Source organism: Pseudomonas sp. ABa2, assembly GCF_056676075.1.
The window spans coordinates 1,312,246-1,328,100 of record NZ_CM155239.1 but is presented as its reverse complement, the minus strand read 5'-3'; the positions used below and the strand labels follow the sequence as shown (position 1 = coordinate 1,328,100).

The following is a 15,855-nucleotide window of genomic DNA, read 5'->3' as shown; positions in this document are numbered from 1 at the left end:
ATCAGGCGAATGATGCAAAGACAACGCGAGCGCCGTGCAGACGGCCAACCGGACGGCGGCGCCCCTGCATGCGCGTTTTTTCTGCGCATTATCACCAGATCGCGGTATCCGGCACAGGGGCCCGCACAGCTATATTTTCGCCTGCCCGCAGCACCCGCTCAGTCGCGCGGCAGCAGCTCGAAGCGCGCCTCCTGCACAGTGGCCGAATCCAGCCCGAGCTGCACGCGGAACGTCCCCGGTTCGCTGATGTGACGCAGCTCGGCATCGAAGAAACGCAACATGCCCTCGTCGATCTCGAAGCTCAGCTCGCGCGCCTCGCCTGCTTCCAGCTTGACCCTGCGAAAATCCTTGAGTTCCTTGACCGGGCGGATCACCGAGGCGGCCTCGTCGTGCAGATACAGCTGCACCACCGTGGCGCCGGCGCGCGGGCCGCGGTTGTGCAGGGTGACGCTGACCTGGATCTTCTCGCCCGGGCGCAGGCGCTCGGCGGACAGCCGCGGCGGCGACAGCGAGAACTCGCTGTAGCTCAGGCCGTAGCCGAACGGATAGAGCGGGCCGTTGCGCTCCTCGAAGTACTGCGAGGTGTAGTTGCCGGGATCCCCGCCGTACGGCCGGCCCAGGCGCAGGTGGTTGTAGTAGGTGGGGATCTGCCCCACCGAGCGCGGGAAGGAGATCGGCAGCTTGCCCGCCGGGTTGTGCGCGCCGAACAGCACGTCGGCGATGGCGTGGCCGCCCTCGATGCCGCTGTACCAGGTCTCGAGTATGGCGTCGGCGTTGGCCTGCTCCCAGCCCAGGGACAGCGGCCGGCCGTTCATCAGCACCAGCACCAGCGGCTTGCCGGTGGCCTTGAGCGCGCGCAGCAGGGCCTGCTGGCTGTCCGGCAGGTCCAGGCGGGTGCGGCTGGAGGACTCGTGCGACATGCCGCGGGCCTCGCCCACCGCGGCGACTATAACGTCGGCCTGCTGCGCCACGCGCACCGCCTCGTCGAGCATGGCCGCGGGGCTGCGCGCGTCCTGCACCACCTCCGGGCGGTCCCAGTTGAGGTGGTTGAGGTACTCGACCACCCGCGCATCGTCGGTGACGTTGGCGCCGCGCGCGTACAGCAGCTGGCCCTGGCCGCCGAGCGCGGCCGCCATGCCCTGGCGCAGGGTCACCGCCTGTTCGGCGCGGCCGGCCGCCGACCAGCTGCCGAGCATGTCCACCTGGGAGTCGGCCAGCGGGCCGATCAAGGCGATGCGCCTGTCCTTGCGCAGCGGCAGGGTGGCGTCGCGGTTTTCCAGCAGCACCAGGGCGTCGCGCGCCATCGCCCGCGCCGCGGCGCGGTGCAGACGGTTTTCGGCGTAGACCTCGGCGGGATCGTCGGCGGCGCGGCCGATGCGCCGGAACGGATCGTGGAACAGGCCGAGGTCGTACTTGGCGCCCAGCACCGCGGCCACCGCCTCGTCGAGCAGCGCCTCGTCCACCTCGCCGCTGCGCACCAGGCCGGGCAGCTCCTCGAGGTAGAGGCTGTCGGCCATGCTCATGCCGATACCGGCCTTGAGCGCCAGGCGCGCGGCCTCGCGGCCGTCGGCGGCGACGCCGTGGCGGATCAGCTCGGAGATGGCGCCGTGGTCGCTCAGCACCACGCCGCGAAAGCCCCAGTCGCGACGCAGCAGGTCGCGCAGCAGCCAGCTGTTGGCCGATGCCGGCACGCCGTTGATCGCGTTGAGCGCCACCATCACCCCGCCGGCGCCGGCCTCCAACGCCGCGCGGTAGGGCGGCAGGTAGTCCTGGTGCATGCGCAGCGGGCTCATGTCGACCACGTTGTAGTCGCGCCCGCCCTCCACCGCGCCGTACAGGGCGAAGTGCTTGACGCTGGCCATGATGCGCTGCGGATCGCTCGGCGCGGTGCCCTGGAAGCCGCGCACCATGCGTGCGGCGATCTGCGAGACCAGCTGCGGGTCCTCGCCGAAGCCTTCGGAGGTGCGCCCCCAGCGCGGGTCGCGGGAAATGTCCACGGTGGGCGCGAAGGTCATGTCCAGGCCGTCGGCACTGGCCTCCAGCGCCGCGATGCGGGCGCTGTTCTCGATGGCCTCGAGGTCCCAACTGGAGGCCAGACCGAGGCCGATGGGAAAGGTGGTGCGATGGCCGTGGATCACGTCGTAGGCGAAGAACAGCGGGATGCCCAGGCGGCTGCGCAGCGCGGCCTGCTGCATGGGCCGGTTGTCCTGGCGGGTCACCGAGTTGAAGGTGCCGCCGATGCGCCCGGCGGCGATCTCCTCGCGGATGCGCTCGGCGCTCATGTCGCCGCCGATGCTGATCAGGCGCAGCTGGCCGATCTTCTCCTGCAGGCTCATGCGCGCGATCAGCTCGCTGATCAGCACGTCGCGCTCGGCCACCGGCGGCGCCGCGAGGAGCAGGCCGGGAGCGGCGATCAGGGTGGCAAACAGCAGGTGGCGCAGGCGTTTCATCGAGGTCGGCATCCGGGCACGAGGGCTGGGCAAAATTGTCGCCACGATACTCCGACTCCGCGCGGCGCGCGCCGGGGGCGGGGAAAAATTTCGCGCTTGCACAAAGTTGCGCTTTTTCTCCCCCGGGGGCTGGCGAGGCGGCAGCGGCGGCGTAGCATGGCGGCATCAGGGGGACGGCGATGGCGCAACTCGATCACTTGCAGGTATTTCAGAGCATGAGCCGCTCGGCCAATGCGCGCCTGCACGCCCTCGCCGAGCTGGGCCACGGCCTGGCGGTGGCGCGCTGGAGCAATGCCCACGACGCCCGCGACTACCTGGCGCCCAGCCATCACACCCTGTCCTGCTACCTCGCCGGCGGCACCGGCACCTTCCGCCGCGAGCGGCCGGGCGCCAAGGGCGCACCGGACAAGCTGTGCATCCTGCCGGCCGAGCACCAGTCGGCCTGGATCATCAACGGCGAGATCCAGCTGGCCCACCTCTATGTAGACCAGGAGCGCTTCGCCCTCGGCGCGGTCGCCCTGCTCGATCGCGAACCGCGCAGCCTGCAGCTGGAGGAAGCGACCTTTCTCGACGACGCCGCGCAGGCCGCGCGCTTTCGCCGGCTGTGCGCACTCGACTGGAGGGAGCCGGGCGAGCGCCTGCTGGCCAGCAGCCTGGCCCACGAGCTGCTCGACCACGCCCTGCTCACCCAGGTCGGCCTGCGCCAGGGCCTGCGCCTGAAGGGCGGCCTGGCCCCTGCCCTGCGCAAACGCCTGCGCGACTTTATCGAACAACACCTGACCGAACCGCTGCCGCTGGGCCAGCTGGCCGCGCTCTGTGCGCTGTCGGAATACCACTTCGCGCGCATGTTCCAGGCCAGCTTCGGCCTGCCGCCGCACCGCTACGTGCTGGCCCGGCGCCTGGCGCGCGCCTGCCACTTGCTGCGCCAGTCGGCGCTGCCGCTGGGCGAGGTCGCCCTGGCCTGCGGCTTCGCCAGCGCCAGCCACTTCAGCAATCGCTTCCGCCAGGCCCTGGGCGCGACGCCGGGGCAGTACCGCGCCGCCTTCGAGCCCTAAGCCGACTGCACGTCGGCAATCGCCTCGCGGCGTCTGCTAATCGCGCCGCGGCTGTGCGAAAATCTGCGGCTTTGCATTGCCGCGGCCGAGTCATGCGCCTATCACCTGCGTCCCCGGGGTTTCGCTGATGCCCCTGGATATTCACCAGCTGCGCCAGGAGGACTGGCGCTCCGAGTTCGGCGCCGGCGACCTGCGCCGCGGCATCGCCTACGCCGAGGAAAAGCGCAGCAAGCTGCTCAGCCTCAAGGACAACAGCCTGCTGGCCAGCTGCCGCGGCGCGGCCGGGCACACCTACCAGCAGCGCATTACCCTGCACCCCTATGGTCGCCGCTGGAGCGTCACCGGCCACTGCAACTGCCCGGTGGGCTTCAACTGCAAGCACGTGGTCGCCGCCCTGCTCACCCTGGAGGCGCAGCAGCGCGGCGGCGGCGATCTGTCCGAGATCATCGTGGCGACCAAGGAAGTGGCCGAGCAGCGCCTCGAAGGCATCGCCCCGACCCCGCAACTGAGCCTCGGCAGCCAGGTGCGCGTGCATTTCGACGCGCGCAAGGGGCGCATGCAGGAGCAGACCCAGCACCGCGCCGCGCTGGCCTTCGATTACGCCGGGCACCGGGTGTTCGGCAAGCCGGCCAAGGACCTGGTCAAGCGCCTCGATGCCGACACCAACCTGCGCCTGATCCGCGACGCGCAAGCGGAAGCGGCGCTGCGCAAACGCCTGGAAGGCCTCGGCCTGCAGGTGGCACTACGGCAGAGCGAGGCGCTGCCGGCCGAGGCCGGCGAGCCGTTCGAGCTGGACAGCGAGCGCGACTGGCTGGATTTCGTCCAGCAGCAGCTGCCGCAGCTGCGCGCCGAGGGCTGGCAGATCCACATGCGCCCGGACTTCCAGTACAACCTGGCGGAGGTCGACGACTGGTACGCCGAGGTCGAGGAAGACCCGCAGCAGAACTGGTTCGACCTGGAGCTGGGCATCGAGGTGGAGGGGCAGCGCCTGAGCCTGCTGCCGATCCTGCTCCAGGCCATCCGCCGTACGCCCTGGCTGCTGGCCCCCGAGACGCTGGCCCAGCGCGCCGACGAGGACCGCCTGCTGGTCAGCCTGCCGCAGGGCGGCAAGCGCATCGCCCTGCCCTTCGCCCGCTTGAAGCCGCTGCTGGCCACCCTCGGCGAGCTGTATTTCCGCGACCCAGGCGAGGATGTAGGCCGCCTGCGCCTGGGCCGCGCCGACGCCGCGCGCCTGGCCGAGCTGGCCGCCGGCCCGGCACTCAGTTGGCAGGGCGGCGACGAACTGCGCGGCTTCGCCCAGCGCCTGCAGCAACTGCAGAGCCGCGAGGTGGTCGCACCCGAGGGCTTGCGCGCCGAGCTGCGGCCCTACCAACTGCAGGGCCTGAACTGGATGCAGACCCTGGCCGAGCTGCGCGTCGGCGGCGTGCTGGCCGACGACATGGGTCTGGGCAAGACCCTGCAGACCCTGGCGCATATCCTCTGCGAGAAGCAGGCCGGGCGCCTGAGCCAGCCGGCGCTGATCGTCATGCCCACCAGCCTGATTCCCAACTGGCAGGACGAGGCCGCGCGCTTCGCCCCCGAGCTGCGCGTGCTGGCCCTGCACGGCGCCAGGCGCCGCGCGCTGTTCGAGGAGATCGAAGCGCACGACCTGATCCTCACTACCTACGCCCTGCTGCCGCGCGACCTCAAGGCGCTGAACCGGCATGCCTATCGCCTGCTGATTCTCGACGAGGCGCAGAACATCAAGAACCCGCGCAGCAAGGCGGCCACCGCCGCCGGCCAGGTGCGCGCCGAGCTGCGCCTGTGCCTGACCGGCACGCCGCTGGAAAACCACCTGGGCGAGCTGTGGTCGCTGTTCCACTTCCTCATGCCCGGCTGGCTGGGCGACGCCAAGGCCTTTACCCGCGACTACCGCACGCCGATCGAGAAACGCGGCGACGCCCAGCGCCTGGCCCACCTGGTCGGGCGCATCCGCCCCTTCCTGCTGCGCCGCAACAAGGAACAGGTGGCCCGCGAGCTGCCGCCGAAGACCGAGATCACCCACTGGGTCGAGCTGACCCAGCTGCAGCGCGACCGCTACGAGACCCTGCGCCTGGCGATGGATCAGAAGGTGCGCGCGGAGATCGCCCGCCAGGGCCTGGCGCGCAGCCATATCGTCATCCTCAAGGCGCTGCTGCGCCTGCGCCAGAGCTGCTGCGACCTGCGCCTGCTGGGCGACGGCGCGGCCGAGCTGAGCGCCGCCGACTCGGGCAAGCTCAGCGCCCTGCTGGAGATGCTCGAGGAACTGGTGGACGAGGGTCGTCGGGTGCTGCTGTTCTCCCAGTTCACCTCGATGCTGGCGCTGATCGAGACGGAACTGGCGGCGCGGCAGATCGCCTACGCCAAGCTCACCGGCAGCACCCAGGACCGGCGCACGCCGGTGCAGCGCTTCCAGGCCGGGGAGTTCCCGGTATTCCTGATCAGCCTCAAGGCCGGCGGCAGCGGCCTCAATCTGACCGCCGCCGACACCGTGATCCACTTCGACCCCTGGTGGAACCCGGCTGCCGAGGCCCAGGCCAGCGACCGCGCCTACCGCATCGGCCAGGACAAGCCGGTGTTCGTCTACAAGCTGATCGCCCGCGGCAGCGTCGAAGAGAAGATCCAGCAGCTGCAGCAGGCCAAGGCCAGCCTGGCCCAGGGCGTGCTGGAGGGCGGCAGCCAGGGCCAGTGGCAGCTGAACGAGGCCGACCTGGCGGCGCTGTTCGCCCCGCTCGACTAGCAGGCCGTTGAAAAACGTAGGCGAGGCAGCCAGTGCAAGGCAAAAACAGGCGAAAAAGCGGAGTTTACGAGCTGTAAATGAGCATTTTGAGCCTGTTTTTAACGCAGCAATGGCAACGCAGGTAGTTTTTCAACAGCCTGCTAAAGGCCCTGGCCCTTGTCGTCGCAGGGTGGATCACGCTTTATCGATCCACCATGGCGCCGGCATAGGTGGATGCAAAGAGCCTGATCCACCCTACGCCTCAATCGGAGGTATCGTCGCGCTCGGCTTCGGCATCGGCGCGGTTGCGCGCCTTGCCGCGCGCCGCCGGGGCGGCCACCGCCGGGTAGCGGGCCGAGGCATAGCGCACCACCAGAATCGCCAGGGCCAGCAGCAGGATGGCGCCGGACACCATCACCACGCCCCAGTCCGGCTTGTGGTTGTGCGAGATGTCGGAGATCAGCAGGCGGGTCAGCGCGGTGATGGCCACATAGATCATGAAGCGGATCGGCATGTGGTTGGTCTTGAAGTAGATCCCCACCATCGCCGCCAATTCCAGGTAGATGAACAACAGCAGGATGTCGTCCACCGTGATCTGGCCGTTGTCGAGCATGCCGATAAAGGTCATCACCCCGCCCCAGGCGGTGATCGCGCCGATGGCGAACAGCGCCAGGTAGTGGAAGGCCTCCATCAGCAGGTTGCCCAAGGACTCGGCCAGGCCATGCATGCCCGCGCGCAGACGTTCCGCCCAATTCATCCGTACTTCTCCCCCAAGACCCGACATGACGACCCGAGCCACCGAAATGGCGGCTCGCCGGCTTCGTGCATGCAGGAAAAACACCAGCCTCAGGATGATGCCGGCGGACGCGCAAAAGGCACAGGCGCAGATTGCCGCAGGGCGGCTACAGCAGCCAGCCGAGCCCCCCGGCGACCAGCAGCGGCGGGGCGGCCGGCAGCGCCCAGCGCTGACGCCAGGCCAGCAGGGCGACCAGCAGCAAGGCGGCGAGCATCAGCTGGCACAGCCACAATAGCGCGCCGATCTCGCCGCCCTGGCGCAGGCTGCACAACCCCAGGGCGAGGCCGCAGCAGGATGCCGCAGCCAGGCGCAGGCCGTGTTGACGCGCGCGCCCCGGCTCGCCGCCGAGCAGCGCTTTGTGGTGGCGCGGCATGGCCAGGCACAGGGCGAGCATGCCGAGATAGGCCAGGGCGAAGGCGAGCAACATCACAGCGCCTCCGCGGCCGGCTCGCGCGGCGCGCGCACCGGCCTGGCCTGCGGCTGCGCGCCCAGGCGCCAGGCGCACAGGGCGCAGAGCAGGCCGGCGAACAGCAGGACGGCGTCGACCCCGGCCAGTGCCCAGTCGCCGCGCGCCAGGCTGGCCAGCAGATGGCCCTGCGGCGCGAGCAGCACCGACAGCAGCGGCAGGCCGAGCGCCAGCAGCGCGCCGAGGCGCAGTTGCCGGCGCAGCAGCTGCGGGCTGTGGCGCTGCCACACTGCCCACAACGCCAGCAGCGCCCAGCTGGCGACGAACACCCAGGCCTCGGCGCTGGCCCGCGCCGCGAGGTCGTCCGGCAGCAGCCGATTGCCCCACAGCAGCGTCAGGCTGGCCAGCGGCAGGCCGGCGAACACCGCGCCGTTGAGCGCCCGCACCAGGCCGATGCCAGGCCCGCCGCGGGCCGCGCGCTTGCTCAGCCAGACCCGGCTGCCGGCCACCAGCATGGCGCAGCCGGCCAAGCCCAGCAGCAGGTAGAGCGCACGCACCAGGGCGCCGCCGAACTGCGCCATGTGCAGGCCGACCAGCCACAGGTAAGTGCCGTAGCCGGCCGGCGCGCGCTGGACGTGGAGCAACTCGCCGCTGCTCGCGTCGAAGCTGAGGGTGTCGGCCGGGATGGCGATTCGTGAGCGGTCGCCGCGACGGATCTCCACCACCGCTGCGGCATCGTGCGGGTGATGCACGCTGATCCGCCCCGGCTCGCCGCCCTGCCAGTGGGCGCGCGCCCGGTCGATCAGCGTATCGAGGGAAACCGGCGTCGGTGCCGGACGCTGCAGCTCCTCGCGGTGATAGCCGCCCATCACCTCGCTGAAGAAGTGCCCGATGTCGCTCTTGTAGGCCACCTGGGCGCCGGCCGGCATGTAGGAGGCGACGAAGACCGCCACGCCGGTGTAGGCCAGCACCAGGTGGAAGGGCAAGCCGGCGACGCCGAACAGGTTGTGCGCATCCAGCCAGGCGCGCTGGCCGTTGGCGGCCGGGCGCAGGGTGAAGAAATCCTTGAAGATGCGCCGGTGGATGATCACCCCGGAGACCAGCGCCACCAGCATGAACATGCCGGCCAGGCCGACCAGGTAGCGCCCGGCCATGCCGCCGTGCAGCTCGTAGTGCAGCTTGAAGAAGAAGTCGCCGCCCTGCGTCTCGGGCAGGGGTTGCAGGCTGTGCGGGGCGAAGGCGCGGCGCTCGATGCGCTCGCTGCCGTCCACTTCCCAGGCCAGCTGCCAGAAGGGCTCGCGCGCGCTCGGCGGCACTATCCAGAAGGCATGCAGCCGGTCCGCGACGTTGGCCTGCAGCCAGCCGCGCAGCTGCTCGGCGCTCAGCGTGGCCTCCTGCGGCTGGTGCAGCGCCGGACGCATCCAGCGCTCCAGTTCCTTGTCGAAGCAGGCCACAGTGCCGCTGAACAGGATGACGAACAACAGCCAGCCGGGCAGCAGGCCGCCCCAGGTGTGCAAACCGGCCATGGATTGACGCAGGCTCATGGGCGCGCTCCGAACTCGGCGGGAAGGAAGGCGGCCAGGCACAGCAGCAGCGCCAGCCCGAGCGGCAGCGACCAGGCGCGCAGGGCGCTACGCGCGGCGAACACGTAGATCACCGCGGCGGTCCACACGGCGAAGCACAACAGGCTGGCGAACACCACGCGGTCGGCGCGCGCCAGCGGCAGGTAGACGGCGAAGAACGCGGTAAAACCGTAGGCCAGGGCATAACCGCCGAACAGTGCGGCCAGTATTCGCGAGGCGATGCTCCAGGGGGTCGGGGAAGGTTGCTTGCTCATGGTCGGCTCGTTGTTCGCTGATCGGGCTGGGGCCGGCGCCCGCATGACGGGCGCCGGCCTGGCGCGCTAGAAGCTGTGTAGCCCACGGTGCCCACCAGGGTGAACGGATCGGTGCGGGTATTGGTGTAACTGCCGAAGGTCTGCTGCAGGCCGTCGAGGAAGATGCTCGGCGCGCTACCGCGAATCATCGACCAGTCGCCGCGGCTGTCCAGGCCGTAGGTTTCGCCGCGCATACCGGCGGTATAGCGCAGGGCGTCCTGCACGGTCAGCGAACCCAGGTCGCGGATGCGGTCGGCGGTGATCACGCTGACCGACTGCGGCGTCTCCAGCAGCGGCGTATCGGTCTTGGTGCCGGTGGCGCTGCGGCTCGCCACGTAGCCGGCCACCGGACCGTTGGCGCGCTCGGCTTGCGGGGGCGCGACAACGCTCTGCGCCTCGAGCTCGATGGCCTCCTCCGCGGCCAGCACCAGCAGCGGGCTCAGCGCCAGCCCCAGGGTCGCCAGGCGAACCGAGCGGGTCAGGGAACGGTGGACAGCAGGGGCAGGCATTGCGACTCCTTGGGCAAGGTGAGGGCGGTGTAAGGCGGCGACATATTAGTGAGAAGTGTTTTTATTTGAAATATCAATTGTGAAAATGACCGACTCCGCCAACCGGCGCCAGCTCTCGACAGCGGCTGGCCATGGCGGTCTGGATGCGTTCATCATCGCGGGAACAGGTCAAACCGTGCCGGCACGTCGCAGGGGTAGGCCCGAACGCCGTTGCGATTGCTGCACGGCAAGCTGGCCAAATGGCAGCGAGTTCTTTATGCTCGCCACAACTGTACAAATAACCAGTTAAAAACTGATCGACACGCATGAAGGCAGACGAGGTGATGAATGGCCGTCGAAGTGGTGTACCGCAGCAGCCGCGACCCGGAGCGCTTGTTTATGGATAAGGCCGAAGCCGACCGTCACGACAAGATGCTGGAACTGGCCGAGCGCCTCAGCCAGGCGCTGCACAAGGCGGTGCCGTCGCTCAGCGAGGAACAGGGCGAGGAGCTGGGCATCTTCATGGCCAAGAACCGCGAGATTTTCGCCAAGGCCTTCAAGAGCCAGCCCGATGCCCTCGACGAGCTCGACGACAACGCCGCCAGCGAGTGATGCGCTCCCCCTGGCCCCGCCGCCCACCTGGGTGGCGGGGCTTTTTTCATGACTAGCCATCAAGGGGTTGGAGTAGAACAGGCAGGGCCGTCCAGGCCGCTGGCGGCATGCACCGGGAAATCCGGCAAGCTCGTTATGGTTTGTCGCGTTCCGTGGCCCCGGATAGCCTCAGCGGCGCTCAGCTGTCGGTACGCGGCACCGCCGACGATGAATCGCCATCCCTGGCAGCACCGCTCGCCCGATACTGCGCCGCGGCAAACTCCAGCCAGTTCGGCAGATCGCGCCGGCGAATACCCTCGCGCTGCGCGCGGGTCAGCTGCTCGAGCATGTACTGGCGCATCGGCTCGTTGCCTGCAGCCAACGACAGCGCCAGGTCGCGGTCGCCCCACTGACGGATGCGGCGAAACAGCCACCAATGGAAATACAGCCCGGCGGCCGTGGTGACGACGATGATGAAGTAGTCCATGGCATGTCTCCTCGCCCGCCACGCTAATCCAGCCCCCTGCTGGCGCCAAGTGCGGCATTGCCGCAGGGCCGTGGACTAGGCTGTGTGCGAGGAGTCAGGCCATGATCCAGTGCAAACGGGTGTATCTCGATGCCGGCGCAGACGATGGCCGCCGCGTGCTGGTCGACCGTCTGTGGCCGCGCGGCCTGGCCAAGGACCGGCTGCCACTCGATGCCTGGCTGCCGCAGGTGGCGCCCTCCAGCGCGCTGCGCAAGGCCTTCGGTCATCGACCGGAGGATTTCGAGAACTTCTGCAGCGCCTACCGGCGGGAACTGGCCAGCCATCCCGAACACTGGCAAGCGCTGCTGCACTGGGCCGCCAGCGGCCGCCTGACCCTGCTCTATGCCGCGCGCGACGAGACGCACAACAACGCGCGGGTGCTGGCGGACTTTCTCGAAGACGAGTTGGAGCGCCATGCTCCAGCGAGTTCGCCGGTGTGCTACCAGGGCGAGTTCGGCGGCGGTTGACCGACGCCCGGTGCCGAGCTAGCCTGCAGCCTTTCCCGTCATACCGAAGCCTATTTCGATGACTTCCCTTACGCGCAATCTCCCTGCCGCCAACGCCGCCCCGCGCAGCGCTGTGGCTCTGCTTTGCGCGCCTCCACCTGTCTGCCGCGCCGGCACCCCTCCTCCCCCGCCGGCCAGCGTCTAAGCGGGCCATCCCCGCGACCATTGCGCTCCGTTTGTCATCGGTCTGACCGAGGCGCGTCTGCGCGCACGGGGCTTATGCGGATTTTTCGACAGGTGCTTCACCATGCGATTCGATACCACCTCACTGGCCGCTTGCGGCTCGACGGCACTGTTCGTGCCGCTCTGGTCCGGCGGCGCGATCTTCGCCCGCCTGGGGCTTGATCACGCCTCGCCCTTCGCCTTTCTGATCCTGCGCTTTGCCCTCGCCTGCCTGGCGCTGGCGCTGATCGCCGCCTACTCGGGCACCTGGCTGCCCGAACGCGGCCTGCGCTGGCCCACGGCCAGGGCCGGACTGCTGATGATCGGCGGCTACAGCCTGTGCTACCTGCTGGCGCTGGACAGCGGCATCACACCCGGTGTGCTCGCCACCCTGCTCGGCGTGCAGCCGATCCTCACCCTGATGCTGCTGGAGCGGCGCGCCTCGCCGTTGCGCCTGGCCGGTCTGCTGCTGGCCCTGCTCGGCCTCGCACTGATCGTCGGCGACAGCCTGCTGCATGCCTCGCTGCCGCTGGCAGGCGTGCTGCTAGCGCTCGCCGCGCTGGTCTGCATCACGCTCGGCGCCATCGCGCAGAAGGGTCTGAACCAGGCGCCCATGCGCGCCCTGCCGCTGCAGTACGGCCTGTGCCTGCTGGCCAGCCTGGCGCTGCTGCCGACCCAGGAATGGCGGGTGCAGTTCGATGCCGGACTGCTCCTGCCGCTGCTGTGGATGGGCCTGGTGATCTCGGTGGGCGCGCAGCTGCTGCTGTACCGGCTGATCCGCGCCGGCAACCTGGTCAACGTCACCAGCCTGTTCTACCTGGTGCCGCTGGTCACCGCCCTGCTCGACTACCTGCTGCTGGGCAACCTGCTGTCGCCCAGCGCCATGGCCGGCATGGCGGCGATCCTGCTGGGCCTGGCGTTGGTGTTTCGCTTCGCCCCGCAAGGCCGATAGGTCTCGGCCCGGCGTCACGCCGGGCCATCACTCCGGCTGTTGCAGCGCCTCGACCAGCGCCTTGAGAAAGCGCGCCGCCTCGCCGCCGGTGACGGCGCGGTGGTCGAAGGTCAGCGACAACGGCAGGATCGGGTGCACCACCACCTGGCCATCGACCGCCACCGGCTCGTCGCGGATGCCGCCGGCGCCGATGATCGCCACCTGCGGCGGCACCACCACCGGGTTGGCGTAGCGGCCGAACAGGGTGCCGAAGTTGGACAGGGTCAGGGTCGCGCCCATCATCTCCTGCGGCGGGATGGAACGTGCGCGCACGTCGGCGCGCAGGCGTGCCACGCCCTCTTTCAGATCCTCGGCGCTGCGCGCGCCGACGTTGCGCAGCACCGGCACGAACAGGCCGTCGGGGGTGTCCACGGCAATGCCCAGATCGAGCTGGGCATGGCGCTTGATCGACAGACCCTTGCCGTCGAACCAGCTGTTGAGCACCGGCTCGGCCGCGCAAGCCACGGCGATGGCCTGGGCGATGCGCACCAGCGGGTCGCGGGCCTCGCGCCAGCGGTGCAGGTCGGCGTCGCCGACTATCACCACCGGCACCACCTCGGCATGCGCGCGGGCCATGTTCAGCGCCATGCTGCGCCGCACGCCACGCAATTTCTCGCCGCCGAAGCGCTCGCGCGCGCCCTGGCTGGCGCCTTCGACATCGGCGCGGGTGATCAGGCCGTCGGCGCCGCTGCCCTGCACGGCGCCCAGGTCGACGCCGAGCTGACGCGCCAGCTGCCGCACCGCCGGCGTCGCCCGCGGCGCCAGGTGCTCGCGGGTGCTCGGCGCAGCGCCGACGAAGAAGTTGTCCGCGCCAGCCTCGCCACCGCCTTCCAGACGGCCGACCACGGTGCCGGCGTCGGCCTCGCCCTCGTAGGCGGCCAGCGGCTCGCCGACATGCAGGAGGTCGCCTTCCTTGCCGAAGGTCTTCACCAGCACCCCGTCATAGGGCGCGGGGATGTCGACTATGGCCTTGGCGGTTTCCACCGACACCAGCAACTGATCGGCCTTGACCGTGTCGCCGGCCTTGACGTGCCACTCGACGATCTCGGCTTCCTGCAGGCCCTCGCCCAGGTCGGGCAGTTTGAAATATTTCATCGTGCGTTCTCCCGTCGATTCGCTGGGCCGTCTTCAGGCGTACTCCAGCACCGTCTCGCAGGCGGCGAGGATGTCCTCGACGCCAGGGATGTACAGCTGCTCCAGGCGATACAGCGGCGGCGGAATATCCGGCGCGGTGACCCGCTGGATCGGCGCCTGCAGGTCGAGTAGCGCGCGCTCGTAAAGGCTGGCGGCGATTTCCGCGCCGACCGCGCAGCTCTTCGGCGCCTCGTGGACGATCACGCAGCGCCCGGTCTTGCGCACCGAGGCCTCCAGGGTGTCGAGGTCCAGCGGCTTGACGCAGGCTACGTCGATTACCTCGGCGGCGACGCCGCGCTCGGCCAGCCGATCGGCGGCCTGCAGCGTCTCGTGCACGCTCGCGCCCCAGCTGACCAGGGTCAGGTCGCCGCCCTCGCGCAGGGTGAAGCAGCTGTCCAGCGGCAGGCGTCTGCCGTCGTCGGCCAGCGGCTGCGGGTTCATCCGGTACAGCCGGGTGGGTTCGAGAAACACCACCGGATCGGGGTCGTCGATGGCCGCCAGCAGCAGGCCGTAGGCGCGCGCCGGCGACGAGGGGATGACCACGCGCAGGCCGGGAATATGCGCCAGTAGCGCTTCGGTGCTCTCGCTGTGGTGCTCGGGGGCGCGAATGCCGGCGCCCATCGGCGTGCGCAGCACCAGCGGGCAGCTGAGACGACCGCGGGTGCGGTTGCGCAGGCGGCTGGCGTGGCAGATCAGGTGATCCAGGGCCGGGTAGATAAACCCCATGAACTGGATCTCCAGCACCGGCTTGAGCCCCTGCGCCGCCATGCCGACGCCGAGCCCGGCGATCATGGTCTCGGCCAGCGGCGTGTCGATCACCCGCTTGAAGCCGAACGCCTCGCGCAGCCCGGCGGTGGCGCGGAACACCCCGCCGTTGACGCCGATGTCCTCGCCCAGCAGCACCACGTTGTCGTCCTCGGCCATGGCCCGGTGCAGGGCCAGGTTGACCGCTTCCAGCAGGCTGACCTTCTTTTCGCTCATGGCTGGCCTCTCACTCATGGTCCACCTCCCGCCGCACGGCGCGCTCGCGCAGCCATTCGCGCTGCTCGGCCAGGGCCTGCGGCCATTGGCCGTAGACATGCTCGAGCGCCGCCTCGGCCGGCGGCATGGGCGTCGCCTCGAAGGCCTCCACCGCGCGCTGCACCTCGGCCTGGCACTCGCCGACCAGGGCCTGCTCGCGCTGCGCATTCCACACGCCCTGGCTGACCAGAAAGGCCTGCAGGCGCGCCACCGGCTCCTCGCGCCAGGCCTGCTTGACCTCTTCGGCCGGGCGATAGCGGGTGGCGTCGTCGGCGGTGGTGTGGTCGCCCAGGCGGTAGCTGAGGCACTCGATCAGGGTCGGCCCCTTGCCCTGGCGCGCCCGCTCCAGCGCCGCCTGCACCCGGTCGTACACCGCCAGCACGTCGTTGCCGTCGACCTGCTCGCCGGGGAAGCCGGCGCCGATCGCCTTCTGCGCCAGGGTCGGCGCGCCGCACTGGATGCGCCGCGGCACCGAGATGGCCCACTGGTTGTTGTTGACCACGAACACCACCGGCAGCTGCCAGGCGCCGGCGACGTTGAGCGCCTCGAGAAAATCGCCCTTGCTGGTGGCGCCGTCGCCGCAGGTGGTGACGGCGACGCGGTGCTGGCCGCGGATCTTGAACGCGCTGGCCACGCCGCAGGCGTGCAGGGCCTGGGTGGCGATCGGCACGCAGAGCGGGAAGTCCTCGGCCACCGCCGGGTCGACATAGGCGCTGCCGCGCTCGTCGCCGCCCCAGTAGAGCAGGATCTCCTCCATGCGCACACCGCGCATCACCTGCACCGCGGTGTCGCGGTAATAAGGCACCAGCACGTCGTCGGCGCGCATGGTCGCGCCGATGGCCACGCCTATGGCCTCCTGGCCGATGGTCGGCGCGTAGGTGCCGATGCGCCCGGTGCGCTGCAGGGCCACCGCCTTCTGGTCGAACAGGCGGGTCAGCAGCATCTGCCGGTACAAGCGGATCAAGAGTTCGAAGTCGTCGCTCCAGGCCGGCAGCTCGGCGCAGGGCGTGCCGTCAGCGGCAAGGTAGCGGGTATGCGGCAGTTTCGGCTGTTCGGACATGGCAGTCTCCTCGGCATCTTGTGGACACCTTGCTGGCCCCGGGCTGGTGGCCTGGGG

15 protein-coding genes are annotated in these 15,855 nt (G+C 69.8%); 5 read left to right on the top strand and 10 right to left on the bottom strand.

The window, feature by feature from the left end:
* Positions 1-158: 158 nt before the first annotated feature.
* Positions 159-2,450, bottom strand: coding sequence for a beta-glucosidase BglX (bglX, locus tag AC1G9C_RS06385; RefSeq protein ID WP_480409726.1), 2,292 nt, complete (start codon positions 2,448-2,450; stop codon positions 159-161).
* 179 nt (positions 2,451-2,629) lie between these two features.
* Between bglX and AC1G9C_RS06380 the strand changes: the two genes are divergently transcribed.
* Entirely contained in the window at positions 2,630-3,505 is an 876-nt protein-coding gene (locus AC1G9C_RS06380) for a helix-turn-helix domain-containing protein (RefSeq protein WP_480409725.1), read from the top strand.
* A gap of 127 nt (positions 3,506-3,632) precedes the next feature.
* Positions 3,633-6,263 carry a DEAD/DEAH box helicase gene (locus AC1G9C_RS06375; RefSeq protein ID WP_480409724.1) on the top strand — a complete coding sequence of 877 codons (2,631 nt, stop codon included), beginning with the start codon at positions 3,633-3,635 and terminating at the stop codon, positions 6,261-6,263.
* Positions 6,264-6,504: 241 nt separating this feature from the next.
* On the opposite strand, the gene AC1G9C_RS06370 is transcribed toward AC1G9C_RS06375, so the two are convergent.
* From AC1G9C_RS06370 to AC1G9C_RS06350, 5 genes are all read right to left on the bottom strand, one after another.
* Entirely contained in the window at positions 6,505-6,999 is a 495-nt protein-coding gene (locus AC1G9C_RS06370; RefSeq protein ID WP_021444933.1) for a phosphate-starvation-inducible protein PsiE, read from the bottom strand.
* Between the two features lie 145 nt (positions 7,000-7,144).
* Positions 7,145-7,465 (bottom strand): DUF3325 domain-containing protein, encoded by a 321-nt coding sequence (locus AC1G9C_RS06365; RefSeq protein WP_480409723.1) that lies wholly within the window; start codon positions 7,463-7,465, stop codon positions 7,145-7,147.
* Complete coding sequence (locus AC1G9C_RS06360) at positions 7,465-8,988, bottom strand: PepSY-associated TM helix domain-containing protein (RefSeq protein WP_480409722.1); 1,524 nt, start codon at positions 8,986-8,988, stop codon at positions 7,465-7,467. The genes AC1G9C_RS06365 and AC1G9C_RS06360 overlap by 1 nt, the downstream gene beginning before the upstream one ends.
* Positions 8,985-9,281, bottom strand: a complete 297-nt coding sequence (locus AC1G9C_RS06355) for a hypothetical protein (RefSeq protein ID WP_021443557.1) — start codon at positions 9,279-9,281, stop codon at positions 8,985-8,987. The genes AC1G9C_RS06360 and AC1G9C_RS06355 overlap by 4 nt, the downstream gene beginning before the upstream one ends.
* Positions 9,278-9,829 carry a TonB-dependent receptor plug domain-containing protein gene (locus tag AC1G9C_RS06350; RefSeq protein ID WP_480409721.1) on the bottom strand — a complete coding sequence of 184 codons (552 nt, stop codon included), beginning with the start codon at positions 9,827-9,829 and terminating at the stop codon, positions 9,278-9,280. Before AC1G9C_RS06350 ends, AC1G9C_RS06355 begins: the two co-directional genes overlap by 4 nt.
* A 327-nt stretch (positions 9,830-10,156) precedes the next feature.
* On the opposite strand from AC1G9C_RS06350, the gene AC1G9C_RS06345 reads away from it, so the two are divergent.
* Positions 10,157-10,420, top strand: coding sequence for a YebG family protein (locus tag AC1G9C_RS06345; protein ID WP_122108721.1), 264 nt, complete (start codon positions 10,157-10,159; stop codon positions 10,418-10,420).
* Between the two features lie 178 nt (positions 10,421-10,598).
* Here the strand turns inward: AC1G9C_RS06345 and AC1G9C_RS06340 are convergent, their stop codons facing one another.
* On the bottom strand, positions 10,599-10,886 hold the full coding sequence (locus tag AC1G9C_RS06340; protein WP_480409720.1) for a hypothetical protein: 288 nt from the start codon (positions 10,884-10,886) through the stop codon (positions 10,599-10,601).
* A 101-nt stretch (positions 10,887-10,987) separates the two neighbouring features.
* Here AC1G9C_RS06340 and AC1G9C_RS06335 point away from each other — a divergent pair, with 101 nt between their 5' ends.
* Positions 10,988-11,392, top strand: a complete 405-nt coding sequence (locus AC1G9C_RS06335) for a DUF488 domain-containing protein (RefSeq protein WP_480409719.1) — start codon at positions 10,988-10,990, stop codon at positions 11,390-11,392.
* 286 nt (positions 11,393-11,678) lie between these two features.
* Positions 11,679-12,545, top strand: a complete 867-nt coding sequence (locus AC1G9C_RS06330; RefSeq protein ID WP_480409718.1) for an EamA family transporter — start codon at positions 11,679-11,681, stop codon at positions 12,543-12,545.
* 27 nt (positions 12,546-12,572) lie between these two features.
* Here the strand turns inward: AC1G9C_RS06330 and AC1G9C_RS06325 are convergent, their stop codons facing one another.
* The 3 genes from AC1G9C_RS06325 to pdhA are packed head-to-tail and all read right to left on the bottom strand — an operon-like array spanning position 12,573 to position 15,798.
* Complete coding sequence (locus AC1G9C_RS06325) at positions 12,573-13,679, bottom strand: dihydrolipoamide acetyltransferase family protein (RefSeq protein ID WP_480409717.1); 1,107 nt, start codon at positions 13,677-13,679, stop codon at positions 12,573-12,575.
* A 33-nt stretch (positions 13,680-13,712) separates the two neighbouring features.
* Complete coding sequence (locus AC1G9C_RS06320) at positions 13,713-14,699, bottom strand: alpha-ketoacid dehydrogenase subunit beta (RefSeq protein ID WP_480410391.1); 987 nt, start codon at positions 14,697-14,699, stop codon at positions 13,713-13,715.
* Positions 14,700-14,709: 10 nt separating this feature from the next.
* On the bottom strand, positions 14,710-15,798 hold the full coding sequence (gene pdhA / locus AC1G9C_RS06315) for a pyruvate dehydrogenase (acetyl-transferring) E1 component subunit alpha (RefSeq protein ID WP_480409716.1): 1,089 nt from the start codon (positions 15,796-15,798) through the stop codon (positions 14,710-14,712).
* Positions 15,799-15,855 lie beyond the last annotated feature (57 nt).

What these genes read in the sequence shown, in the direction of transcription:
- bglX (WP_480409726.1), bottom strand. Translation starts at nt 2,450, where the DNA reads ATGAAACGCCTGCGCCACCTGCTGTTTGCCACCCTGATCGCCGCTCCC.
- AC1G9C_RS06380 (WP_480409725.1), top strand. Translation starts at nt 2,630, where the DNA reads ATGGCGCAACTCGATCACTTGCAGGTATTTCAGAGCATGAGCCGCTCG.
- AC1G9C_RS06375 (WP_480409724.1), top strand. Translation starts at nt 3,633, where the DNA reads ATGCCCCTGGATATTCACCAGCTGCGCCAGGAGGACTGGCGCTCCGAG.
- AC1G9C_RS06370 (WP_021444933.1), bottom strand. Translation starts at nt 6,999, where the DNA reads ATGAATTGGGCGGAACGTCTGCGCGCGGGCATGCATGGCCTGGCCGAG.
- AC1G9C_RS06365 (WP_480409723.1), bottom strand. Translation starts at nt 7,465, where the DNA reads ATGTTGCTCGCCTTCGCCCTGGCCTATCTCGGCATGCTCGCCCTGTGC.
- AC1G9C_RS06360 (WP_480409722.1), bottom strand. Translation starts at nt 8,988, where the DNA reads ATGAGCCTGCGTCAATCCATGGCCGGTTTGCACACCTGGGGCGGCCTG.
- AC1G9C_RS06355 (WP_021443557.1), bottom strand. Translation starts at nt 9,281, where the DNA reads ATGAGCAAGCAACCTTCCCCGACCCCCTGGAGCATCGCCTCGCGAATA.
- AC1G9C_RS06350 (WP_480409721.1), bottom strand. Translation starts at nt 9,829, where the DNA reads ATGCCTGCCCCTGCTGTCCACCGTTCCCTGACCCGCTCGGTTCGCCTG.
- AC1G9C_RS06345 (WP_122108721.1), top strand. Translation starts at nt 10,157, where the DNA reads ATGGCCGTCGAAGTGGTGTACCGCAGCAGCCGCGACCCGGAGCGCTTG.
- AC1G9C_RS06340 (WP_480409720.1), bottom strand. Translation starts at nt 10,886, where the DNA reads ATGGACTACTTCATCATCGTCGTCACCACGGCCGCCGGGCTGTATTTC.
- AC1G9C_RS06335 (WP_480409719.1), top strand. Translation starts at nt 10,988, where the DNA reads ATGATCCAGTGCAAACGGGTGTATCTCGATGCCGGCGCAGACGATGGC.
- AC1G9C_RS06330 (WP_480409718.1), top strand. Translation starts at nt 11,679, where the DNA reads ATGCGATTCGATACCACCTCACTGGCCGCTTGCGGCTCGACGGCACTG.
- AC1G9C_RS06325 (WP_480409717.1), bottom strand. Translation starts at nt 13,679, where the DNA reads ATGAAATATTTCAAACTGCCCGACCTGGGCGAGGGCCTGCAGGAAGCC.
- AC1G9C_RS06320 (WP_480410391.1), bottom strand. Translation starts at nt 14,699, where the DNA reads ATGAGCGAAAAGAAGGTCAGCCTGCTGGAAGCGGTCAACCTGGCCCTG.
- pdhA (WP_480409716.1), bottom strand. Translation starts at nt 15,798, where the DNA reads ATGTCCGAACAGCCGAAACTGCCGCATACCCGCTACCTTGCCGCTGAC.